This window comes from Paenibacillus sp. (assembly GCF_048976745.1).
GTDB lineage: Bacteria > Bacillota > Bacilli > Paenibacillales > Paenibacillaceae > Paenibacillus.
Genome location: NZ_JBHGUU010000013.1, coordinates 42674 through 64683, shown reverse-complemented (window position 1 = coordinate 64683; position 22010 = coordinate 42674). Strand labels below are relative to the sequence as shown.

The following is a 22010-nucleotide window of genomic DNA, read 5'->3' as shown; positions in this document are numbered from 1 at the left end:
GTTGCCTCTCCACAGATAGAAGCCAAGTTTTAACTCCGAAGACCGATGCATCACGTATGAGAGTTATTAGCGCAGTACTAATTTTCTATATCTAATATGACTCGCCGATCCGTCTACCCTTCACCCATACACCCTCAATATCCAGTTCCGCATTTAGCAAAACGATATCTGCCTGTTTTCCTTGAGCCAGGGAACCTGTCCGGTGATCAATGCCGAGCAGGCGTGCCGGAGTCAGACTTGCTGCACGTGATGCAGCGTTCAGACTCAAGCCCACTTCCTGTATCAGGTAACGGAAACCGCGAATCATCGTCAGGGTACTTCCCGCCAGTGCCCCACCGTCCTTCAGTCTGGCCTCGCCATGCTTCACGATTACGGGCAGGTCGCCGATCTTGTATTCCCCGTCTTCCAATCCCGCAGCAGACATGGCGTCTGTGATCAACACGAGTTGATCGTTATGTCGCTTCAATTGAGCGAGAATCGATATCGCCGCAGGGTGTACGTGAATACCATCGGCAATCACCTCGGCACTGATGCGTGGATCACTCAGCACAGCTCCGGCAGCCCCGGGTAACCGGTGATGCAGTGGTGTCATGGCATTGAACGTATGTACCGCATGATGCAGCCCTGCTTCCACTGCCCGCTCCACCTCTTCATAGGTCGCGTCCGTGTGGCCGAGTGCCGCTGTAATCCGCTGTTCGCGCAGCCACGAGATGACTTCCAGTGCGCCTTCACGTTCCGGTGCCAACGTAACTTGACGGATCAGGCCGGGATATTGCTTCTCCCATGCTTCGAGCCAGGATACATCAGGCAGAATGATATGTTCCGGATTTTGCGCACCAGGCCATTTCGGACTGAAAAACGGACCCTCCAGGTGTACACCTTCAAGCTGAGCATAAGGCATTTCACCGGAACGGTAGCGGTTGACCTCAGCAAGTACGTTATCCAGTCGCTCTTTCGGAGCGGTCATCGAAGTCGCAAGCATCGCTGTTGTTCCCTGGGTACTATGAAAAGAAGTGATCTTGTCCAATACCTCCGGGCTTGCGTCCATAAAGTCTTCTCCATTCCCACCATGCACATGGATATCAATGAATCCAGGCACAATGAGGCCACGTTCCGGTACAGACAGCGGCAAAGCCTCTCGCCGAATCTGTTCAGGAAGAGCTTCCGGTATCCCGGCATAGAGGATTTTCCCATCCCTCCAGGCTATTACACCGTCTTCCAATATTTCATCTGCAAGGAGCAGCTTGCCCCGAAGAAGAGAAATATTTTCATCACGCTGGCTCCCAGGTTCATGGCTATTCGGTCCGGTCATCTCACCAGCCTCCCTGCTGCACGGTCCAGCAATACCACCACATTTGGATGACATTGCAAAAGCGATGCAGGACATGCCGTTGTGATTGGACCCATGAACGCTTCGCGTATAATCTCGGCTTTTTCCTCGCCACGGGCAATGAGCAGGATCTGTTTGGCTTTCAAAATGGTACCAACACCCATTGTAATCGCCTGCGCCGGAACCTCATCGATGCTATCGAAGAAACGTGCGTTTGCCTTTCGCGTCTCGTCTTTTAGGTCTACAACATGTGTGCGTCCAGTTAATTCAGTTCCCGGTTCATTAAAGCCAATATGACCATTATGTCCAATGCCTAACAGTTGCAGGTCTACGGGTCCACGATCATCCAACCGCTGCTCATAGGATTTACATTCCTGTTCCAGATCGGCAGCCTGACCATCAGGCACATGCGTTCTGGCCAGATCCATATCAATATGATGGAATAATTGTTCGTTCATGAAACTGCGGTAACTTTCACGATGTTCTGTTGGAAGTCCGACATACTCATCGAGATTAAAAGAAGATGCCTGTGAGAAGCTGACCAGCCCCTTCTGGTACAACGTGATAAGCTGTTTATATATGCCCACAGGAGAACTTCCTGTCGCAAGCCCCAATACAGCCCGTGGTTTGGTCTGCAACAAACTGGCAATAAGGCCAGCACCCGTGGCGTTTAAATCTTCTTCATTTTCAAAAATGCGGATATTCATCTTCATCTGTCAGGCACCTCCGTTGTGTTGGACTCGATAAGATTGTACATTATGATAGGATTGTTCCAGTCTGGGTATAAAACGGTCGAAGTCGGCACTTACCATGCCAGTGAACAAAATATCGACGACATGCAGCAGTGCAATACGTGAAGCCATATCTCCACGCCTCATGCCCTCTTCCAAAGAAGAGGTGAACAGTGGGATATCAGATACCGTTGCGAGTGTATTACTTCCATAGGAAGTCAGTGAAATTGTAGAAGCTCCAGCCTGTTTGGCACAATGCAGGGCATCGATGGTTTCGGGTGTTTCGCCTGAATAGGATACGGCCATCGCCACATCGCCCTCAGCGAGCGAAGATGCGGATGTGATCTGCATATGTGAGTCAGAGAAAGCAGTACAGCTTTTGCCGATCCGCACCAGTTTCTGATAGAAATCCTGTGTAACAATCGATGAGGTAGCCACACCGTACAGATCAATACGACGAGCCTGGCACAATAATTGCACCGCCTGCTCCAATCTGCCCAGGTCCAGCAAACGGGTGGTATCTGAAATAGATGCAAGGTGGTTGGCTTCGATAGCTTCAACAATTTTGGATAGTGAATTGCCCGCTACAATATCCTGATACGCTGTTTCATCAGATGCGTGGGATAATTCTGCGGCGAGTTTCATTTTGAAATCGGGGAAGCCCTTAAAATGAAACGACTTGCAAAAGCGGGTTACTGTTGCCGCACTTGTGCCACTCTGCTCTGCCAGATGACTAATCGTCCAACCGGGAATGTCCGATGGAGATTGCATAATGACTTCCGCAATACGGCGCTCCTGAGACGGAAGATTATTCAGTTCTTGCTGCAACGCACGTAATATGGCTGCCATAAGGACCTCACTTCATGAAAATTATTTTTATATATTTTTAATAAATAAAGAAAATTATTTTTATAACTTCATTTTAATCAAGACGATCCTGCAAATCAAGAGGAATTTAACATGAGTTTCGTAATATCAAAAGAAGGAGCAATCCAATGAATCGAAGACAACGGAAAAAGTTCATTCCTGCCACCTGGATTATTGCTACCAAACAAACAGAAGGACATGCCTATTATGCCCTCTATGCCATCGACTGGAAACGCGGAGGTAGGCTAAGTTGGGAAGGCTGGAATCAGTTCGAAGACCTGCTGCAATTTCATATTCCGATCAAACGAAAAGCCGGAGGTAGGAAATCTTCTTCCACGCCTGCCGCCAAAATAGCGAAAAGGGCGCTCCATCTTCATCTGAATGAAGCACAGTTTGAGGAACTGGAGCAGCTCTTTTATCAGCCATTTTCGAAGAAAAGATGGAGGATGTTCATTCAAACGAATAGGAATCAATAAGTGATAATGTAATATGGATTCGATTGTTTCATTTTTCACGCTAAAACAAAAAAAGCCTCTTCCTTCTTTAGTTAAAAGAATAGGAAAGACTTTCGCGGTACAACGATTCAATTCTTTTGATTCAATTTAACTCAAGTTAACTCGTTCTAGTTGATGCCATCATATCGTTTTAAGAACTTGCTGGCTAAACTTGGCACAGTCATTTGATGAACCGATTGATTCTCAATCTCCTCGGCCAGATCATCATCTGTTAGAGATACGAAGAACGTAATATCAGCTTTGGTTTGTCCATATCGGGCAAAAACGTCATCTGCTGTTTCATTCACAACTTTGGCAATGATTCGAATGATCTCATCCTTGTACTCCTGAACATCTTCTGTTGCATACAACAATCGACTGATGTGGTTAAAGTGCGTATCGTTGCCATATTGATATTCGGAGCAGCCCCATCTGTAATAGATCTCGTCCTGCTCGCTGTCGCACAACCCCTGTTCCTTCATATTGGTAATATGTTTGCTCAATGACTCCTCTGTATTTACCGCCATAAACAGCGTTACCCAATCACTGTCCGTTCCAAATGCACAAGCATATACTTTCTCATCCCGCACCTTAGCCAGCGTTTGTTCCAGATCGGGTAGAAAACCCGCTCGAAAATGGTCTTCAAATTCATTTAAGAAACGGTCCATTTAGATCATCCTTTCATGTTTTATATAAGAATACCGAATCGTTACACTTGCCACTTCGCTGACAGAATAACCTTCTGATCGCTGTTATCCCCAGATTTCTTGAATCACTTTTATATAAGTGGAAATCTGCGGATAAAGGCGAACGCTCCGCTTCTTCAGGTCATTTCTGCCCTCTCCGTTCTAGTGTAAATATGTAGTTTAACTTATATAGATGTAGTACAAAAAAATCCCAAACCCAATTTGTCCAGCCCATTGTTTCACTTTCAAGCCTTACCTACAATCTCATCTGCTTGATATATGTAATCATTATGGTCTACTAAAATAATGAAAACAAGCGATGCTACGTTTCGGATATTCCCTCAATTTTAGTTCCCTCAATCCATGGTCCATACCAGCAAAAAAGCCTTGCCCCATTCTTCATGACAAAGAATAGAGAAAGGCTTTCATGCTGCTACTTAATCCTAACTGTAATTCGCAACTAAATCTTCAGTTCTCCAAGCTTAATCAGCTCGACAACTGCCTGCGAACGACCCTTAACATTGAGTTTCTGCATCACATTCGAAATATGGTTACGCACCGTTTTCTCGCTGATGAATAACTGCCCTGCGATGTCACGCGTTGTTTTGTCTTGAACCAGTAATTCGAATACTTCGCGTTCACGGTGGGTTAACAAAAATTTGCTTTTATGATCGATACCCTTCAATGTTCACCCCTCCTTGCTCGGGTTGTGTTGGTGTAACAAGGTTAAGGGGATACAGTCAACTCATCTTATGTCAGGTCAAGGGCGTTGGTTCAATTTTATAAGAAAAATGGGCAGGAATTATGTGATTCATTGTCCAAATAGAACGTATTCAGTTATATATGTATTGGATCATGTAAAACAAACATGCCCCTGCAGCGGATGTTACCATCTGCGCAAAGGCACACTTGTACATCTGACTTATGAACTACCGATTCATTCGATTCATGACCCCACCGTTGTGATTACGGTTCATCAGGCCATCGTCAAGGATGCCATCACGGTGATTGGTATCCGTGCCGTTGGTTGGGAAAATACGCTCTACCATCGATTGGAACGTATCGATCATGCCACTGACGGGCTTACCATTACGAATATCTGTGGCATAGCTCTCGACATGCTCCACAAAATCCGGATTGGCTGATACATATACATTCTCGATGTTTGGTGCAAACTGCTTGATTTTGGCTGAAATCTTACCTTTAATCTCTGCTGATGTGTTATCATCCGTGCTGTCTACACGCTGCCCTTCACTTTTCATACCGTAATGCCCATCGTCCGTTCCACGTGCTTTGCCGCTGTTTGTCAGCCCACGCATCATGCCAATTGTACCTGTGCCCATGGTTCCATAGATGCTGCGATCATTCCCCATATGGCTGCGATCCGTTGCTGAATTTGTGTTCAGCCCTGGAGCGATTCCACTGGTGCTGTACGGAGACATGGTGCCCGTACCGCCATTCACTCGCATACCACCCATATCGTGATTCATGTTGCCCCCACGCATGGTATCACTGGCACGATTACGCATTGTTCCATTCAGCATGCTTGTACGACCATTGGACTTGCTTTCCAGCTTGCCTGCATGACCATCTGCCAAACGAACCGCGACATACGCATTACGATCCGTTAACATGACACGGGCTGATTTTACTTCCTTCATCTCCGCGATGCGTTTAGCCAACTCTTCACTGGACTTTAGGTCAGTGACATTATGCATGCGATAACTTTTCGCACGGATGCCATCCATGCCATTTGTTTCCACACCATAACGGTTAATGCCGTTCGCTTGCTGACGAACACTTTGCGTATGCATATTGTTGGTATCCCGATTCGTGCCACATCCTGTCAAACCGGCCATTACAAAGATTGCAGTAGACAATGATAACGTAATAGCTGTTGCCTTTTTGACTGCTGGCATGTACTCATCCTCCAATGTATGTTGGTTTTGGTCACAAAGATAGGATGCTCTTCTGTACGTACCGGTATGCTGAAAGGATATGGTACCTTTCCCTGTAAATTTGGGTGTTTGGGTATTGGTCTTTGTTAATTGGTCTTCCGGTCTGATCTGTGAGATTTGATCTGTAACCAGTAAAGATTTCGCTCTAATATAAAAAAACAGTGCCGCTTTGATCGCAGCACTGTTTCCATGTAACTGTAACTTGAAATTCATTTCAAGTTAGTTATAATCACTTATCACTTATCTTCCGCCACACATATTTCCCATCTGTTGATGAAGAAGTGGTTGCGTCATTTGCCGAAGTCGATGATTCTTCCGCCGAAGTTGTTGATGCTTTAATTGTATCCGGGAATTTCTCGGCTTCCGTTAGACTCGTCGCATCCATGGCATATGCCCATTGACCATCCGGCGTAATGACCCAGATCTGATCCGGTTCGGATGGCATCGTGAGTCCGCGATACACATCTCGAACTTGCTGCCCATTGACCGTCTGTTCAACAGACAGGCTGAATCGGGGAACCGAGTTCTTCAACTCGGACGCTTTACGTACATCATCTGCTGTCGACAGATTTTTAATTTTACCGATAAGAGACACGGCGTCTGTGGCTTCAATCGTTTTTCCATTCAGTGTCCAGGTCTGCTCTGCAGCACCGTTCTCCGATGTCGATGTTAACATCCAGGTTGCCGCTTCACCTTCCCACTCCAGAGACCCAACATTTGTCTCGTCCATGTTGAACGGTGTAGTATCCAACAGATCACGACGTGACAAGGCTATATTGGTAATCGTCTCTGTCTGTACGGCAACTACGGGACCGTCATCTACGCGTACATACCGTGCATCATCTGCTGGAAGCTGGCTTCCAATAGCCAGTTTAATCTCCCGATTATCCTTGAGTTTGATATCCAAACGAGTGGCATCTGTTCCTAATCCGTACTTATCCAGATCCGTCGGTGCTTCTTCCACCATGAGTTCCTGATTCGCACCAATCAGGGCATCCAGCCAACTGCTAACACTGTAACCGTTCAGAGGATAGGACTTTGGCTCAACCATCTGCCATACGCCATTTTCAAGCGTCAGGATCGAAGATGCTGCTGTACCGGATGTCTCCGCCGTTGTGTCATGTATCGTGATGGATTGAATATCCCCGGTTTGAATACCGAGCAACTTGGCTTGCTCTGCTTCTTCTTCGCGAAAATAATTTTGATTGGCTGCGTACACCCAGCCTACAATTAAAACGATGACCACCAGAATTGTTGGTACCCATTTTCTCATACCCGTCTGCGCCTCCACCATAAGAGTACACCGATTATAACAAAGATGAGTGGGAACGCTACTATAGCCACGAAGAAAATCGTTCTGGCCTGTTCGCCATTCAAATATGCCGTCTCATACCCGGCTTGTACCCGTGGGCGAATCGTCAATCCATTTTCTTTCTCACTCAAATAGTTCACTGTATTCAAAATAAAGTCCCGATTGCCGCCATTTGCAATTTCCGAATCCTGCATGAAAATGGACGAGCCCAGAATAACCGCCTTTGGTTTGCCATCTGTCGTATCGGCTGCATATCCTAATTCCACGGGTCCCTGAATGTCCTCTTCAGCATCATTGGTTGTTTCATTTTGCAATAAGCCGCCAATATTCGTCTCCCCATAACTGTCATTCGAAGAATGAATTAAAGGTGAAAGAGTATATTTATCCTGTTCTTTGCTGGTCAACGCAATCGACAGCGACAACATCGGGTACAATTGGCTCGCAGCAAGTTTATCCGTGATTGCATGTGTACCATACTCCGGCACCACCCATAGTGGTCCCATCGTACTGGCTTGTTGATTATCCACCATGACTGCATGCTCATCAACGACACCATAGTCTGCCATGAGGGCATCGATGTTTTTCCAACTGGATTTCATATCTTCTACAAATCCGAGGGATAATAACAGCTTGCCTCCATTACTCAGATAGGTGCGAATGGCCTTCATTTCTGCATCACTGAGATCACGTTGTGGACCTATAATGGCAAGCACATCTGCATCTTCCGGAACCTTCCCGGCCTGATTCAGCTGCAACTGTTCCGTTTGCACATTATTTTGTTCCAAGGAGGATTTCAGCGTAGTCATCTGATCAAGACTCAGCTCTTCATGTCCGGTCAAAAAGACCATTTTATGCATCTCGGTGGATGACATATTCATGAGCGCCTGTGTCAGTTTTTCCTCACCTGTGAATTGATACGATCCGTCACTGCCGTCACCTGTCGCGGTGAACAAACTGGCGATATCAATCACTTTGTGTTGATCGCCCTGCTCCAGCACAATGGAGCTGCCTGTTATGCCGTATTTGGATGCAAGTGCAGGTTCCTGCGTCAGATTATACTGTTTTAGCTTCAACTTGCTGTTACGTTTCGTATATTCCTCTACCATATCCGTGACCTCACGGTTCAGCACGGTGTTGTTGGCATTTTCAACGGTTAACACCAGAATGTTAACGTCATCCTTCACATCTTTGATCGCAGTAAGGGACTGGTCAGACAACGTGTATTGTTTGTTCGAGGTCAGATCGAGCTGGAAGCCGCCAAGTGAATTCAGGAACAGTGTTAGCAAAATAAAGATGCCAATCACCGCTACAGACAGCACGGTACTGTTGGTATGACTTAACCATTTTTTCATCTTCTCACCTCCACCGTTTCCGTTCCACAATTTGAATGCTTAACAGCAGAAACACACCTGAAAGTGTGACATAGTACAAAATATCCGGTCCACTAAGCACGCCTTTCATGAAGCTGTCAAACCGGTTAGTCAGGGCAAACGGATCCAGCCACTGCTGTAAAGCAGACCCTGTATTACCTGCGAATGAATCAAGCATCCACAAAACGAGCAAGATAATAAAACCCGCCACCGCAGACACCATCTGATGCTGGGATAGTGTGGAAGCAAATAGTCCAATCGCCATCATACTTCCACCCAGGAAGAATAAACCCAGCGCAGACATCCATACCGTTGTCATATCCAATGTTCCATAGAACGACATGATGAAAGGGTACACCAGACTGCATAGGATGAGCACGACCAGAATGGCCAGAGAAGCAAGATATTTGCCAAAAATAATTTCGGTTACACGTGCCGGAGAAGTCAGCAACAATTCATCCGTTCCCTGTCTGAATTCCTCTGCAACGAGTCGCATCGTTAACAAGGGCACAACAAACAGCAGCATGGATAACGTATCCCCCAGCACGAGTCGATAATCGACAATACTCGGCTGGTAATATACGAAACTGGAGTAGAACAGCAAACTGGTCATCAGTACATATACGGCAAAAGCAAAATAGGAGGTCGGAGACAGAAAGTAAGCTTGCAGCTCTTTGTTACATACCGCCATCATTCGTCTCATTTGGAGCCCTCCTCTTTGCGCGATTGGGGCGAAGTGTCCTCTGATGTTTCCGATGTACTCGACGAGTCGATGTCCGCAGTTACGTCCTGATCCATCTCTGTCCCAGCAACCCTATCCACATCTGGCGAATTTGTATCTGTATCTGTTGTCTCGGTTGTGGTCAGCTTCAAGAAAATCTGCTCCAGGCTGAGATTCTCCTTTTTCATCTCCAGGATGGGTAATCCTGCACCAGACAAAAGGTAGAATAGCTCCTCCCGAAAATCTTCCGAGTTTTCTCCAGTAAGCAGCATTTTAACCGTATTCGCTGAATTTGAAGTAAGTGAAGTATCTCTGGTTGTATTCACATCCGACGCCTGAATGACTTCACTCCGCACCTTCTCCCATGGTGTCAGCACATTATGTAATTGCTCCGCAGTGGCCTTCACTTCAATCGACACCTTGAACTGATCCCCCATTGCTGATCCAAAATGCTGAGGTGAACCATCCAACACGAGCTGTCCCTGATTAATGATCAACATTCGATTACAGAGCGTGCTCACCTCAGGCAAAATATGTGTACTGAGCAGCACCGTATGGTTCTCCCCCAGTTCGCGAATCAGATCTCTGATCTCGATAATCTGATTGGGATCAAGGCCCGATGTTGGCTCATCCAGGACCAGCAGATCCGGCTTATGAATAATGGCTCCTGCCAATCCAAGGCGTTGCTTATATCCTTTGGATAACCCACGTACCATTTGCCTTTCTCGACCCTGAAGTCCCAGTCTGCTAACCATCTCACTGACCCGCAACTTAACCTCACGTGCCGGGACATCTCGCAAATTGGCTACGAATTTAAGATAGGACTGCACCGTCATATCCGGATACAGTGGCGGAGTCTCAGGCAGATACCCAATCTTGGAACGAACACGCTGACCCTGCTCATGCACCGACACCCCATCGACCATAATGGAACCCGCGGTTGGATGCACATAACCCGTAATCATACGCATCGTTGTTGTTTTTCCGGCACCATTCGGACCGAGAAACCCAACAATCTCACCACGTTCCATGGTGAAATCCAGTTGATGTACGCCCCGTTGCCCTTCGTAAACTTTGCTGACCTGTTTCACTTCGAGCACATCCTTCATCCTTTCCCGTTAAAATACCCATGCACCATCGTTCAGGTTAGATGATAGACACGGGAAGTTCCTTGTATCTTACGTGAGCTATCCTAGCCTCAGCTTAATGTCACTTAAAAGCTAGCTTAAAAATATTTGTCCAAAATGTGAACAATCCGGTTAACACCCACACCCTGTACTTAAAGCCAACGTAACATAGAGTACAGGAGAATGTGCTCCTGACCAAAAGTCAGAGGGTGAATCGTGTGAAAGTATTATTCACGTTTTATATTCCAAGCGGGGGCGTGGATACGTTAAATCGACTGCGCACCGCTGTTCTGAAACGTCATGGCATTGAAGCGCATCTATTGTATCTCAACACAGGGTCAGGATTGCAGAACAACAGTGATACGCCCATTTTCACCGCGTCCAGTGACGAGGATATCCATCATTTAATTCATACTCAACATTATGACGCCATCATTGCCACTTCAGACATCGCTATGCCCGGCCGCTTGAGAGCGCTTGGTTATACAGGAAAAATCATTTTTGAAGCGCAGGGACTTGGAACACGCGATCAGGCACTGGAAACGATACAGATGGGTGTACCTTACCTTCAAGCCCATTGCGATGCTGCCGTTATACCTCCCACAGACCATCTGCTGGATATGTTCATTCATATCTGTCCTTGGCTTCATCGGTTTGTTATTCCCAATATGCTGGATACAAACACCTTCGCACCCATTTTGGTGGATACCCCACCCTATCCGGTGCTGGCTTGGGTAGGACGACTTGAACACAACAAAAACTGGCGTGAATATTTAATCATCTCCAGTAAAATCGTCAAAAAAAATCCGAAAGCCAGACTATGGTTATTCCACGATCCAACTTTGGCTAATCCAGAAGATGAGGTCATGTTCCGGCACATGCTGGTAGAATACGGGCTTGAGGATCGGATTGGCATCTTCATCAATGTTCCACATTCTCAGATGCCTGCATACTATTCCATGATTGCCGAATCAGGGGGGATCATGTTATCCACTTCCCTGCTTGAAGGATTCGGCTATGCCGTCGCTGAAGCCATCAGTTGTGGCTGCCCGGTGCTCAGCACAGATTCGGATGGTGTACGTTCATTTATCACACATAATAAGACTGGAAAGTTTTATCCGATTGGAAATGTAAAGGCGGCTGTAGCCGAAGCAAGGGAGCTCATGGATAACAAGAAACTGCGGGACTATATTCGCATTCAGGGCAGACAGCATATGAGCTTGTCTTTCTCACCCGATCGATATGCCATTTCTTTCCGTGAAATGATGACGGCACTGCGAATTTTCCATTGAGCAGAACAAAAAGGCAGTTCAGCAAAATTCTCTGAACTGCCTTAGCATGGTTTTTTAAGAAGTCTTAGTGACCCATCATCATCGCTGGATCAGGCTTGTCGCCATTTTGAAGTTCTTCTTCCGGCATCGGTTTTGGTTTGCGCAGAATCAGACTGAGCAAACATCCAAACAATGCAATACAAGCGGCCAGGAAGAACGTATCATTGAAACCAGCCACCAAACCATGAACGATGGCGGTCGGCTCTTTACTTGTTGTATTATCTGCAATTCTTGAGGTAAGGAAGCCCGTAAGTCCGGCAACGGCGAAGGACACAACCACTTGCTGTGCAGCAGCCGTGAGCGGTGTAACCCGTCCAACCAACTTACGCGGTGCAGCATTCAATACATGCGTATTGAGTGGCATCATGGACAAGCCCATACCCAGGCCCATCATAATCAGAGCCGTTATAATCAGGCCAAGACCTGTCTCTGCCGTGATGGAGGACAGAATAAACAATGCTCCCGAGATAATACCCAGACCCACGAAGGCCAGAGGTCTCGCACCGATTTTATCAAACAACCGGCCGCCAAGCGGCATACCCACTCCGGAAGCCAGAGCCTGTGGCAACAGAATCAATCCTGTTTCCAGTGCAGTGTATCCTTTGATCTGTTGCAAGTAGAGCGGGATCAGGATCATCGCACCGAACAGTGCTACTTGTGACACCCATGCGAGTACAATCCCCCGTGAAAAATCAGATGATTTGAATACCCGGAGTTCGAGCAATGGATTCTGATGACGAAGTTCTACAATAATGAATAAGATGAGCGCCACACCACCTACAATTACACCAGTCAGTGTTGTTGTAGATGTCCAGCTCGTTCCACCCTCGCTCACACCATAGGCAAGCATCGAAAACGCAATTGGTGCCAGGATCATACCAAGCAGATCCAGTGCAGGCGTACGTCCACGATCTGTATCAGGCAAGAACTTGATACATAGAATGAACGCTGCAATACCTATTGGCAAGTTAATCAGGAAGATCCAGTGCCAACTCAGTGATTCAATAAACCAACCGGACAATACCGGTCCCAGTGCAGGAGCAAGCAACATGGGAATTCCGAGCATGCCCATGATGGAACCTCTTCGTTCAGGAGGAGCCAGACGGAAGACCATTGCCATACCAATAGGAGCAACCATGCCTCCGCCAAGACCCTGAATGACACGGTAAATAATTAATTGCTCAGGTGATTGGGCAATCGAACATAATACAGAACCCAAGGTAAACATGGCAATCGTGAACAAAAATACTCTTTTGGCACCAAACCGGTCCGTTAACCAGCCTGCCAGTGGAATAACCGCAGACAATGCCAAGGTGTAACCCGTAACCGTCCATTGGATCGTCTTAAGATCCGTCTCGAAATATTGAACGAGATTCGGAATGGCCACATTTACAACCGTGCTGTCCAGAATAACCATAATCATTCCGACGATAATAGCCAGGAGTGGCAGTATGATCGTTTTGATTGAAAACTCTGCCGCCTCCTGGGGTACTGCTGTTTGTTCTTTCACGTTCTCCACACTCTTTTCCGGCAGGAGATCACAGATTTATCCATGCGTCTCACTCAGCCTTATATTGACGACTAATTTCAAACTATCGTTTTAAATTGTCGTTTTAAACTTTCGTTTAATACTGATCTAATTTTAATGAAAATACCTTTGCTGTCAAGCTATTTTTTCAGACATTCCTACTATGGATGCAATACAAAAAATGGAGCAGGCACTTCCCTGCTCCACACGTTTGATAATCATGATTATTCAATTATGTCCATATCAATCTGCAAGTTTCATCATCTGATATTCTGACAGTATGCCCAATGTCTGACCGTGAATACTCCTGCAATACATTCGAATAACCAGATGATTCGCTGAAGAGCTGTTACTGATAATTCTCAACTCATAAGGCTCGGAAGATACACCCAGATTACGAATGACCTGATTACCGCCCGCTCCCCCCGTATGTGACCTTATATGAAAAAGATGTCGGTACAGTTCTCCGTGAATACTGGCTCCGCCAACAAATACATCCGTCCCTTCCTCGCCCCCTACATAGGCCAACTCCACGTCCATGTACTTGACTGGAACCGATGTCTGCAACAAATTTTCATGAATATTGAGTAAATATACGGCCACTGTTGATCCCTCCTTCAGCGCATGAGCCTTTCTATACATAGGATATGCTCCCTCTCGTCCATTGCCATTTGCATTTACCCATTTTCGACCAATTACACGGAAATGCCCGACCTTCCGGTCCTCTTTTTTCATAGAATAAAAGCATGGAAGCTCGGTCGGTGCAGGCCGTGACAAGGAGGTAGCTATGAGAGTTCTGCTCGTTACGTATTGGGAGCTTACACATATGGGAGGTATATGGACATATGTTAAACAACTGGCTGACAGGTTAATCGCACTTGGTGTAGAGGTTGATATCATGGGTACAAATGGTGCCAATAACGAAGTATATGTTCGTAATCTGAACCGCGCTTTCTCCAAGGATACAGTGTGGCCCATGCTGCAAGCCAAACTCAATCCAATGGATCTGCCACAATTCACTGCCGATCCTCTTCTCGCTTTTTATGAACTGAATAGATATGCCTTCGAGATGGCCGCCGCTTATCTGGGGGTAGACCACTATGACGTGATTCATGCGCAAGATCCGGTAGCCGCCGTAGCGATAAAACGCATCTTGAACCGCAATATCCCACTGGTTACAAGCTATCATGGCGCTCTTGCACGCGAAGCCTTTTACGATGCTCAAAATTCCAACCCGCAGCTGACTCTCCCTTCTTATTTGCAATCCAAGCGTGGACGTTATTTTCTCTCATTGGAAAAGCGAAGTGCAGCACAGTCCGAGCTCATTCTTGTGTCAAGCCACTGGATCAAGAGTACCCTTACAGAACTTGCCGTTCCTGAATCAAAGTTCAGACAGATTCCCTATGCTGTGGATCTTCCAGCCTACCGTGCCTCAGCAGCTGTGAAGTTCCGCCAGCGACCGCCTGCGGGCAAGAAAGTCATTGCCTTTACTGGAAGGCTTGAATACATCAAGGGTGTTCATGTGTTAATCAAGGCTCTGGCCAGTCTGAAAAGTAAACGTTCCGACTGGGTATGCTGGATCGCTGGAGAAGGTAACCTGCTCGATGAATTGCGCGCACAGACTACGAGTGCCGGGATTGGAGCGGATGTTGTGTTCTGGGGCAAGCTGGACAATATTCCTTCATTCCTCCGCCATGCAGACATTTATGTCCAGCCCAGCCTGCAGGACACTCAGCCGTTCTCCGTTACCGAAGCGCAACTGGCGGGTGTACCTGTTATCGTCAGTGGTACAGCCGGCATGCCTGAGATGGTTGAACCTGGGCGTACGGGATGGGTTGTTCCTCCGCAGGATGTCGACTCGCTCCGTGAACTGTTGGATGCACTACTCGAGGATGATGTTACCCGGAGAACAGTGGGTGCGGCGGCGAGAGCCTGGGCTGAACAACACCGTTCACTGGAAGTGATGGGATTTCGTACATTTCAAGTCTACCAGGAAGCCATTTACAGAGGAGGACATCCAATATGACGTTACTTGTACCGAGCGATCTATACAATCGCTGGTTTTCGACTCCAGTTTCCACACCTCACATCAACGTGGATTACGCTGTAATGAACGAATTGATCCGGAAGCTGCCTAAGGGCTATGTATTTCCCGATCCTGCATCAATGGCGATCATGAATTCAAAAGATTAAGTCGTCCAATGATATGTCATCTTCATACAACCTGCCGGAATATAAACAAGGGCTGTCCCACATGTCATACAAATGACTGAGGACACCCCTTGTTCGTTGTAAAGGGTTCTAACGGACAGAGAACACGCTAGTGACTGGGATTTGTTAGGATTTGTTTTTCGTGGTAATTCCCCTAATAAGACGTGGCAGATTCGTTAGCACTTGGAGCTGGGGGGAACTCCATATTTTCCTAATCTGTCGCCAACCTGGAGTACATATTCAGATCGTTGAACGTTTCGCCTGCCCTCTCGTATGCTCGAAGGGTCCCTTCGTATGTGAAATTGAGCTTTTGTAATAGCTTGATGGAATTCACATGATCGGGGTCCACCTTTGCTTCTATTCGATTCAGCTTCATAGTCGAGAAGGCGTGAGCTAACAAAGAAGAGATCGCTTCCGTAGCATATCCTTTTCCCCAGTGTGATCTGGCAATGTCATACCCAATTTCTGCTTTAAGATTGTCAAAATCCAGCGAATTATAACCGCATGAACCTATAATTTCATTGGACTCTCGCACAATGATACAGAATCGAATAGCCTTGTTTTCCTGAGAAAGATCATTCAGAAGATTAATCATCGCTATAGCTTGATTCTCATCTGTAAAATGAGTGATATTCATAAATCTAGTCACATCTGGATCAGACCAAATTTTAAACAAACTGGCAGAATCCGATACGTTCATTTTTCGCAAATATAACCGTTCTGTGTGTAACTCTGTAATCAATACTTTTACCTCCATTAGTTTATTAATAGTTAGGTTTAAAATATTGATATCTGCGCATAGTCCAGTCCCTTCCGTGTATGAATCATTTTATTATACAGAGACTTCAGCAACCCATCTACCTTTCTGTCCAAGGATCGTCCATGGAACAAAAAAGAGCTCCCCACTTATAACACTTAAAAAGTGCTTCATAAGGGTGCTCTCCTGCCATTTTAAAAACTCATCCATTCAGCCCTCATTGCCAAATCCATCTACTTCCAATATCCACCCACCTGAAGCAAGTTGAACAGAATGGGCCGATGTTTCGCCTGAACCCGTTCCATCTCGGCAACCAGTGCCTTGAAATGGCGTTTGGTTCCCATCGACTCATGCAACCGATAGCACATCAGAGGTTCATTGTAGTAGAACAGCTCATACATCGGAAACAGTCTCATCCACATCTCATAGTCATGTGTATAGCGAAAATCGGTATCGAACAAGCCAAACCGCTCAAAGGCATTCATCTCCAACATGACCGTGCAGCCGTTGATCGGACAACCTTCAAGCAGTACCTGCAACATCTCCAGACGACTGCCGACTTCCGGCTGCACCGTATCCAACCATTCACTCTTCTCATTCACATAATGATAGGCACCATGACAGAATGAAGCCTTAACCTCTCGCATAAACTTCAGTTGTTTCTCCACCCGATCCAGCAGCATCACATCATCTGAACTGAGCCAGACGAAGTAATCGCCTGTTGCATGCTTGATACCCTCATTTAATGCTGTCGCGGTTCCACCGTTTTCTTTGCGAATATAGTGAATAGAATCCATGAATGGTTGTAATCGCTCCACGTGCTCCGTTGACCCATCATCCACCACGATCACTTCAATATGCGGATACGTCTGGTGAATGGCGCTGTGAACCGCCTGCTCGATATACGCACAATTATAAAAAGGAATGACGATCGATACTTTCGGCTCCATTCGGACCTCTCCTTCCTCTTACTGCCTTAGGTAAAATGCTGCACAAAGAGGGCGTTAATCAGCCATCTCTTGGCTTTCATAACTGCCCTCACTACGCTAGCTACCCGCCAAGTGCCGCTATTCGCTGTAACAGCGGTTCCCGATATCTGGACCATACCATGGATGCCTCTCTGCCGATGACATCAGCATGACGAAGTGAACCCATACCCCCATGCCAACGATACGCAGTAAGCGGCTCATTCAGGTATGGAAAACGATGACCGTTCAGAAGAATACGCAGCCAGAGATCCAAATCGTGCGTGTAAGGCAGAAGCTCATCGAACAGCCCCACTCCGCTAAAGAGATCCTTGCGAATCATGACCGTGCAGCCATTGACCGGATTGCCGTTAACAAACCGACGAAGTAAGTCCAGATCCGACATCGGTTCAGGTCCACCATGCATTTGCGTAACAGCTGAATGCTCGTTGATATAGTGGAAGTTCGTGTACGAGACGAGTACATTCTCGCGCTGCATAAACTCGAGCTGATAACGGATTTTATCCGGGTACAGATAATCATCCGAACTGAGCCAGGCTATATAATCACCAGAGGCATGACGGATGCCATGATTCAGTGCCGAAGCCGTCCCACCATTGCTTTTGCCAAGCACATTAATGTAAGGAAGATAGGGTTGAAGCAACTCTGCATGCCGGATGGAACCGTCATTCACAACAACGATCTCCACATCAGAATACGTCTGGTTCAGCGCACTCTGAATCGCCTGAGGTACATAGGGGCAGTTATAGAATGGAATGACAATGGATACTCTCGGATTCAACTTGTCGTCCTCCCTTGCTGAGCACGAACATCACTTAGGATATCCTGAAGCGATGTGGCAAATGGAATCATCGGCTGCCAGCCAAGCTTGCGCAGCAGTGATAATTCCTCCTGTTTTCCCGAACCGTCCGGACCAGAAGAGGCCCCATCCCAGCGAACAGGAACATCCGCTTCTGTCATGGACAACAGCAGATCTGCAATTTCGCCAAGACTGCGCTCGACTCCAGACACCACCGGGTATACTGTACCGCTGGACCCCTGTATCAGGAGGGTCGCATACGCTCTGACTGCATCCCGCACATCGAGAAAGTCACGGGTATTGTCCCGTCCGGACAGCCGGAAAGCCTCGGTTTTGCCACCCTGCTCACAGGCAACAACATGGCGCGCAAGCAGTGAACAGATGCCTGTGGAAGGACCCGCACCAACCAGGTTGCCCGGTTCGGCGAGCATGATCTGTTGTCCGAAGAGCGACATCCACGACAAGGACACCATCTCTTCCAGCGCTTTGCTGAGGCTGTATGGATGTGGAGGATGGGGAATCTGTCCAGGTTCCGGCGTATATTTTAACCTCGATCCTACAATAACGGTTCGTGCTGCCGGACAACTGCGAAGCGCATCCAGCAAATACAGCACGGCCATCACATTGGTCTCCAGGACCAGTAACGGATCAGACCATGAATCAGGCACTGAATTTTTGCCAGCGAGATGCAGCACATAGTCGGGCTGCACCTCGCTGATCAGATGACGCACTTGCTGTTTATCATTCAGATCACAGACATGGACCTGAATACCTTTACCAAACGAGTGCACATCCGGTCTCCGAACTACCGCTGCAACCACTGCACCAACTTCCTGAAAATAGGATACAGCATGTCGCCCGGTAAAACCGGAGGCGCCTGTAATCAGTACTTTCTTGCCTGTCAGCTCTGCTCCATCCATAATGCCAACTCCTTCAGCATTGTAGAATACTCCGGCAGGTCTGTCTTCACATCCTCGCGAGTGGACACCAGCGTACGGTCCTGCACTACACTGTCATTACGCACAATCGTCACATCCTGCTTATCCCAGGTCTGCTTGAACAACACAAGCAGGTCATGTTTGCTGACAGGTGCCGGATGAGCCAGATGGATCAGACCACTAACAGATGAGTCCAGGTAATGATCAACCCATTTCGCCAGCTCAAGCGTGGTCACACCGTTCCAGAATACACGTGTATACCCGCCAACTTCACCTGTGCTGGACATAAACCATTGCATCAGACCAATGCCACCCTGCCGAATTTCGGGTCCAATGATGGACGTACGGATCGTCAGATGACCTTCATCCTGAATTTCACCAAGTGCTTTGGTAATGGCGTATGCTGAAGTCCCATCCGTAACATCATCTTCCCGGTATGCTCCCCGTTCCCCGCTGAATACACAGTCCGTGCTGATATGAATCAAACGTGCACCAATCGTATCTGCAACCCGCCGCAGACGATGCGGCAGGAAACCGTTAATATGATATGCGGTAATTTTGTCCTCTTCTGCGAAGTTGTTCAACACACCTACAGCATTAATAATCACATCCGGGTGCACCGCTTCTACCAATCGGTCAACCATGAAGCTGTCGTTCACATCCAGGAGCAGACCATTGGGGTCCGTGACATCCCGAGATGTGTAGAAGACGCTGTGCACACCTTGACGGCGGAAATAGTCGACCAAAATATGGCCGGCCATTCCGTTTCCACCAAGTATCAGCAGTTTCATGACAGGAATCCTCCGCGTTTCAGAATTTCACGAATCTCCTCTTTGGTCATGAGTTGGTGTTCAGAGCTGAAACTGTTAAAGGAGACTGGCGGACAATGGGTATAATGCTCACGCAGACCCGGTATACCCAGGGTAGGAAGAATAACCAGGTACTGCTCATCGTAGACAACGGTAGTCATGCTCTCGAATTCACTCATCAATATTTCATGGATTTTCTCACCTGGACGAATGCCCCGTTCCACAATGCTCACATTCTCTACACCGGAATCCTCAATCAGCACTTCCGCGAGATCAACGATTTTGCAGGTTGGCATCGTCATGACAAAGATCTCTCCGCCGACACTTTCCACCGAAGCTTTGAACAGCAGGGTAATTGCATCCTTCAGTGTGAGAAAGAACCGTGTCATACTCATATCCGTGATGGAGACCTGCCCTTTCTGGCGGATCTGATTCTTGAACAGATGTACCACACTGCCGTTTGTTCCCAGGACATTCCCGCCCCGTACTGTAACAAACTTGGTATCACTGTGTAACAAGTTGGCATATACAATTAATTTCTCGCCGATCGCTTTGGTCATGCCGTAGAAGTTCGACGGATTGGCAGCCTTGTCAGTCGAGATATAGATGACTTTTTCCACCTTGTTCTCAATCGCAGCCTCAATTACGTTCTGTGTACCAATCACATTGGTTTTGAGTGCTTCGTACGGCTGATCTTCGCACACCGGAACATGCTTGAGCGCCGCCAGATGAAATACATAGTCCACATGCTGGCAAGCCGCCGTCAAGGCATCCTTGTCACGAATATCTCCAATCCGGAAATGAAGACGCGGGTCTTCGAATTCACGACTCATGGCCACTTGGCTGGACTCGTTCCGGGAATATACAATAATTTCTTTGGGCTGCTGGGGCAGCAGTTGAGCCACAAGTTCATAACCCCATGATCCCGTACCGCCAGTCACGAGTATACGCTTATTTTCAAACATGCATTTTCCCTCCAAGCAGAAATTTAACCACTTTACTGGATACATCTGTTGCTTTGTAACCTTGCGGGCAATCCCAATCGGCAGGCATCTTTGTCATGACTTTTACGCAATCAGCAATCCGTGCCGCATCCAGACCGGAGACTACATTGCTGCCGCAATCCACCGTTTCCGGCCGCTCCGTAGTTCGACGCATCGTTACGGTTGGCACACCCATAATGCAGCACTCCTCCTGTACGGTACCGCTATCCGTAAGTGCACAACGTGCATGACGTTCCAACATCACAAAGTCGAAGAACCCAAACGGTTCGTGAAACTCCACCAGCGGATTCATCTCCAGCTGCAGATGTTCTGCAATCCGGATCGCTGTACGCGGATGGATGCTGCAGATGACACGTAACCCGTGTTCCTCCGCGACTTGGTTCAGCCCTTTCATAATCTCCAGCAAATGAGGAGCATGATCCACATTCTCGGCTCGATGGGCTGTAACCAAAAAGTACTGCCCGGACTTCAACTTCAGCTTCTTGAGTATTTTGCTGGAATTTACCTGTGCGTCATAGTGCTGCATCACTTCATAGATGGGATTGCCCGTGAGCACGATGCGCCTGCTTGGTACCCCTTCGCTGACCAAATGTTTCTTGCTCTGTTCCGTGTAAGGCATATTCACGGTAGAGATGGCATCAATCACTTTGCGATTCTTCTCCTCAGGCACATCCAGGTCAAAGCAACGATTGCCTGCTTCCATATGAATAACAGGAACACCCATGCGCTCAGCCAATATTGCACATAATGCGCTATTGGTATCACCGAGCAGCAGCAATTTATCGGGCTTCTCCTGCAATATCAGATCTTCCATCTGCGTAAACATCGAGGACAGCTGTCGTCCAAGAGAGGCCGCTTCATCCTGAAGAACGTAATCCGGTGCGCGCAGGCCCATTTCCTTGAAAAAGAGACCACTGAGACTTTCCGTGAAGTTCTGTCCCGTGTGCACCAGAATATGGTTGGACGCGTACTGGTCCAGCTTGGAGATGATCAGGCTGAGCCGTATGATCTCAGGTCTCGTACCCAGCACCGTCATGATCTTCATCGTAAT

23 protein-coding genes are annotated in these 22010 nt (G+C 47.3%); 4 read left to right on the top strand and 19 right to left on the bottom strand.

Translation table 11 applies throughout. The features are described 5' to 3' along the window. Positions 1–91: 91 nt before the first annotated feature. From nagA to ACE3K2_RS20785, 3 genes are read right to left on the bottom strand one after another with little or no spacing between them, the layout of a single operon-like run. On the bottom strand, positions 92–1312 hold the full coding sequence (gene nagA, locus ACE3K2_RS20795; RefSeq protein ID WP_421894489.1) for an N-acetylglucosamine-6-phosphate deacetylase: 1221 nt from the start codon (positions 1310–1312) through the stop codon (positions 92–94). Continuing rightward, on the bottom strand, positions 1309–2037 hold the full coding sequence (nagB, locus tag ACE3K2_RS20790) for a glucosamine-6-phosphate deaminase (RefSeq protein WP_421894531.1): 729 nt from the start codon (positions 2035–2037) through the stop codon (positions 1309–1311). Before nagB ends, nagA begins: the two co-directional genes overlap by 4 nt. A 9-nt stretch (positions 2038–2046) precedes the next feature. Beyond that, complete coding sequence (locus ACE3K2_RS20785) at positions 2047–2910, bottom strand: MurR/RpiR family transcriptional regulator (RefSeq protein ID WP_289390265.1); 864 nt, start codon at positions 2908–2910, stop codon at positions 2047–2049. Positions 2911–3056: 146 nt separating this feature from the next. On the opposite strand from ACE3K2_RS20785, the gene ACE3K2_RS20780 reads away from it, so the two are divergent. Next, a complete protein-coding gene (locus ACE3K2_RS20780) occupies positions 3057–3404 on the top strand; it encodes a hypothetical protein (RefSeq protein WP_421894484.1) in 348 nt (115 codons plus the stop codon). A 146-nt stretch (positions 3405–3550) separates the two neighbouring features. On the opposite strand, the gene ACE3K2_RS20775 is transcribed toward ACE3K2_RS20780, so the two are convergent. The 7 genes from ACE3K2_RS20775 to ACE3K2_RS20745 form a co-directional block, all read right to left on the bottom strand. Continuing rightward, complete coding sequence (locus tag ACE3K2_RS20775) at positions 3551–4090, bottom strand: DUF4303 domain-containing protein (protein WP_421894481.1); 540 nt, start codon at positions 4088–4090, stop codon at positions 3551–3553. Between the two features lie 478 nt (positions 4091–4568). Beyond that, positions 4569–4793: a helix-turn-helix domain-containing protein gene (locus ACE3K2_RS20770; protein ID WP_017692532.1), complete on the bottom strand. Its 225-nt coding sequence runs from the start codon at positions 4791–4793 to the stop codon at positions 4569–4571. 244 nt (positions 4794–5037) lie between these two features. Further along, a complete protein-coding gene (locus tag ACE3K2_RS20765) occupies positions 5038–6027 on the bottom strand; it encodes a YhcN/YlaJ family sporulation lipoprotein (protein WP_421894477.1) in 990 nt (329 codons plus the stop codon). A gap of 268 nt (positions 6028–6295) precedes the next feature. Continuing rightward, complete coding sequence (locus ACE3K2_RS20760; protein ID WP_421894474.1) at positions 6296–7339, bottom strand: DUF4340 domain-containing protein; 1044 nt, start codon at positions 7337–7339, stop codon at positions 6296–6298. Beyond that, positions 7336–8730, bottom strand: a complete 1395-nt coding sequence (locus ACE3K2_RS20755; RefSeq protein ID WP_421894471.1) for a GldG family protein — start codon at positions 8728–8730, stop codon at positions 7336–7338. Before ACE3K2_RS20755 ends, ACE3K2_RS20760 begins: the two co-directional genes overlap by 4 nt. 4 nt (positions 8731–8734) lie before the next feature. Beyond that, positions 8735–9451 (bottom strand): ABC transporter permease subunit, encoded by a 717-nt coding sequence (locus tag ACE3K2_RS20750; protein WP_017692528.1) that lies wholly within the window; start codon positions 9449–9451, stop codon positions 8735–8737. Next, positions 9448–10569 carry an ABC transporter ATP-binding protein gene (locus ACE3K2_RS20745; protein ID WP_421894466.1) on the bottom strand — a complete coding sequence of 374 codons (1122 nt, stop codon included), beginning with the start codon at positions 10567–10569 and terminating at the stop codon, positions 9448–9450. Before ACE3K2_RS20745 ends, ACE3K2_RS20750 begins: the two co-directional genes overlap by 4 nt. Positions 10570–10814: 245 nt before the next feature. On the opposite strand from ACE3K2_RS20745, the gene ACE3K2_RS20740 reads away from it, so the two are divergent. Beyond that, on the top strand, positions 10815–11888 hold the full coding sequence (locus tag ACE3K2_RS20740; RefSeq protein WP_421894463.1) for a glycosyltransferase family 4 protein: 1074 nt from the start codon (positions 10815–10817) through the stop codon (positions 11886–11888). A 64-nt stretch (positions 11889–11952) separates the two neighbouring features. Here ACE3K2_RS20740 and ACE3K2_RS20735 read toward each other — a convergent pair whose 3' ends face one another. After that, complete coding sequence (locus ACE3K2_RS20735) at positions 11953–13437, bottom strand: DHA2 family efflux MFS transporter permease subunit (RefSeq protein WP_421894460.1); 1485 nt, start codon at positions 13435–13437, stop codon at positions 11953–11955. Between the two features lie 261 nt (positions 13438–13698). Then, positions 13699–14058 (bottom strand): hypothetical protein, encoded by a 360-nt coding sequence (locus ACE3K2_RS20730; RefSeq protein WP_421894457.1) that lies wholly within the window; start codon positions 14056–14058, stop codon positions 13699–13701. Positions 14059–14242: 184 nt separating this feature from the next. On the opposite strand from ACE3K2_RS20730, the gene ACE3K2_RS20725 reads away from it, so the two are divergent. Both ACE3K2_RS20725 and ACE3K2_RS20720 read left to right on the top strand, forming a co-directional pair. After that, on the top strand, positions 14243–15481 hold the full coding sequence (locus tag ACE3K2_RS20725) for a glycosyltransferase family 4 protein (protein ID WP_421894454.1): 1239 nt from the start codon (positions 14243–14245) through the stop codon (positions 15479–15481). Further along, on the top strand, positions 15478–15648 hold the full coding sequence (locus tag ACE3K2_RS20720) for a hypothetical protein (protein ID WP_421894451.1): 171 nt from the start codon (positions 15478–15480) through the stop codon (positions 15646–15648). The genes ACE3K2_RS20725 and ACE3K2_RS20720 overlap by 4 nt, the downstream gene beginning before the upstream one ends. A 229-nt stretch (positions 15649–15877) precedes the next feature. Here ACE3K2_RS20720 and ACE3K2_RS20715 read toward each other — a convergent pair whose 3' ends face one another. The 7 genes from ACE3K2_RS20715 to wecB form a co-directional block, all read right to left on the bottom strand. Next, positions 15878–16408, bottom strand: coding sequence for a GNAT family N-acetyltransferase (locus ACE3K2_RS20715; protein ID WP_421894448.1), 531 nt, complete (start codon positions 16406–16408; stop codon positions 15878–15880). 248 nt (positions 16409–16656) lie between these two features. Further along, positions 16657–17373 carry a glycosyltransferase gene (locus ACE3K2_RS20710; RefSeq protein ID WP_421894445.1) on the bottom strand — a complete coding sequence of 239 codons (717 nt, stop codon included), beginning with the start codon at positions 17371–17373 and terminating at the stop codon, positions 16657–16659. A gap of 100 nt (positions 17374–17473) precedes the next feature. After that, positions 17474–18190 carry a glycosyltransferase gene (locus ACE3K2_RS20705; RefSeq protein ID WP_421894442.1) on the bottom strand — a complete coding sequence of 239 codons (717 nt, stop codon included), beginning with the start codon at positions 18188–18190 and terminating at the stop codon, positions 17474–17476. Beyond that, a complete protein-coding gene (locus tag ACE3K2_RS20700; protein ID WP_421894439.1) occupies positions 18187–19128 on the bottom strand; it encodes an NAD-dependent epimerase/dehydratase family protein in 942 nt (313 codons plus the stop codon). Before ACE3K2_RS20700 ends, ACE3K2_RS20705 begins: the two co-directional genes overlap by 4 nt. Then, a complete protein-coding gene (locus tag ACE3K2_RS20695; RefSeq protein WP_421894436.1) occupies positions 19110–19937 on the bottom strand; it encodes a dTDP-4-dehydrorhamnose reductase family protein in 828 nt (275 codons plus the stop codon). The genes ACE3K2_RS20700 and ACE3K2_RS20695 overlap by 19 nt, the downstream gene beginning before the upstream one ends. Beyond that, positions 19934–20920 (bottom strand): polysaccharide biosynthesis protein, encoded by a 987-nt coding sequence (locus ACE3K2_RS20690; protein ID WP_421894433.1) that lies wholly within the window; start codon positions 20918–20920, stop codon positions 19934–19936. The genes ACE3K2_RS20695 and ACE3K2_RS20690 overlap by 4 nt, the downstream gene beginning before the upstream one ends. Next, positions 20913–22004, bottom strand: coding sequence for a non-hydrolyzing UDP-N-acetylglucosamine 2-epimerase (gene wecB, locus ACE3K2_RS20685; protein WP_421894430.1), 1092 nt, complete (start codon positions 22002–22004; stop codon positions 20913–20915). Before wecB ends, ACE3K2_RS20690 begins: the two co-directional genes overlap by 8 nt. Positions 22005–22010 lie beyond the last annotated feature (6 nt).

Excerpts from the sequence above, each read along its gene's own strand:
- wecB (WP_421894430.1), bottom strand. The coding sequence starts at position 22,004 with ATGAAGATCATGACGGTGCTGGGTACGAGACCTGAGATCATACGGCTC.
- ACE3K2_RS20700 (WP_421894439.1), bottom strand. The coding sequence starts at position 19,128 with ATGGATGGAGCAGAGCTGACAGGCAAGAAAGTACTGATTACAGGCGCC.
- ACE3K2_RS20720 (WP_421894451.1), top strand. The coding sequence starts at position 15,478 with ATGACGTTACTTGTACCGAGCGATCTATACAATCGCTGGTTTTCGACT.
- ACE3K2_RS20765 (WP_421894477.1), bottom strand. The coding sequence starts at position 6,027 with ATGCCAGCAGTCAAAAAGGCAACAGCTATTACGTTATCATTGTCTACT.
- ACE3K2_RS20775 (WP_421894481.1), bottom strand. The coding sequence starts at position 4,090 with ATGGACCGTTTCTTAAATGAATTTGAAGACCATTTTCGAGCGGGTTTT.
- ACE3K2_RS20760 (WP_421894474.1), bottom strand. The coding sequence starts at position 7,339 with ATGAGAAAATGGGTACCAACAATTCTGGTGGTCATCGTTTTAATTGTA.
- ACE3K2_RS20750 (WP_017692528.1), bottom strand. The coding sequence starts at position 9,451 with ATGAGACGAATGATGGCGGTATGTAACAAAGAGCTGCAAGCTTACTTT.
- ACE3K2_RS20690 (WP_421894433.1), bottom strand. The coding sequence starts at position 20,920 with ATGTTTGAAAATAAGCGTATACTCGTGACTGGCGGTACGGGATCATGG.
- ACE3K2_RS20710 (WP_421894445.1), bottom strand. The coding sequence starts at position 17,373 with ATGGAGCCGAAAGTATCGATCGTCATTCCTTTTTATAATTGTGCGTAT.
- ACE3K2_RS20755 (WP_421894471.1), bottom strand. The coding sequence starts at position 8,730 with ATGAAAAAATGGTTAAGTCATACCAACAGTACCGTGCTGTCTGTAGCG.
- nagA (WP_421894489.1), bottom strand. The coding sequence starts at position 1,312 with ATGACCGGACCGAATAGCCATGAACCTGGGAGCCAGCGTGATGAAAAT.
- ACE3K2_RS20785 (WP_289390265.1), bottom strand. The coding sequence starts at position 2,910 with ATGGCAGCCATATTACGTGCGTTGCAGCAAGAACTGAATAATCTTCCG.
- ACE3K2_RS20780 (WP_421894484.1), top strand. The coding sequence starts at position 3,057 with ATGAATCGAAGACAACGGAAAAAGTTCATTCCTGCCACCTGGATTATT.
- ACE3K2_RS20725 (WP_421894454.1), top strand. The coding sequence starts at position 14,243 with ATGAGAGTTCTGCTCGTTACGTATTGGGAGCTTACACATATGGGAGGT.
- ACE3K2_RS20695 (WP_421894436.1), bottom strand. The coding sequence starts at position 19,937 with ATGAAACTGCTGATACTTGGTGGAAACGGAATGGCCGGCCATATTTTG.
- nagB (WP_421894531.1), bottom strand. The coding sequence starts at position 2,037 with ATGAATATCCGCATTTTTGAAAATGAAGAAGATTTAAACGCCACGGGT.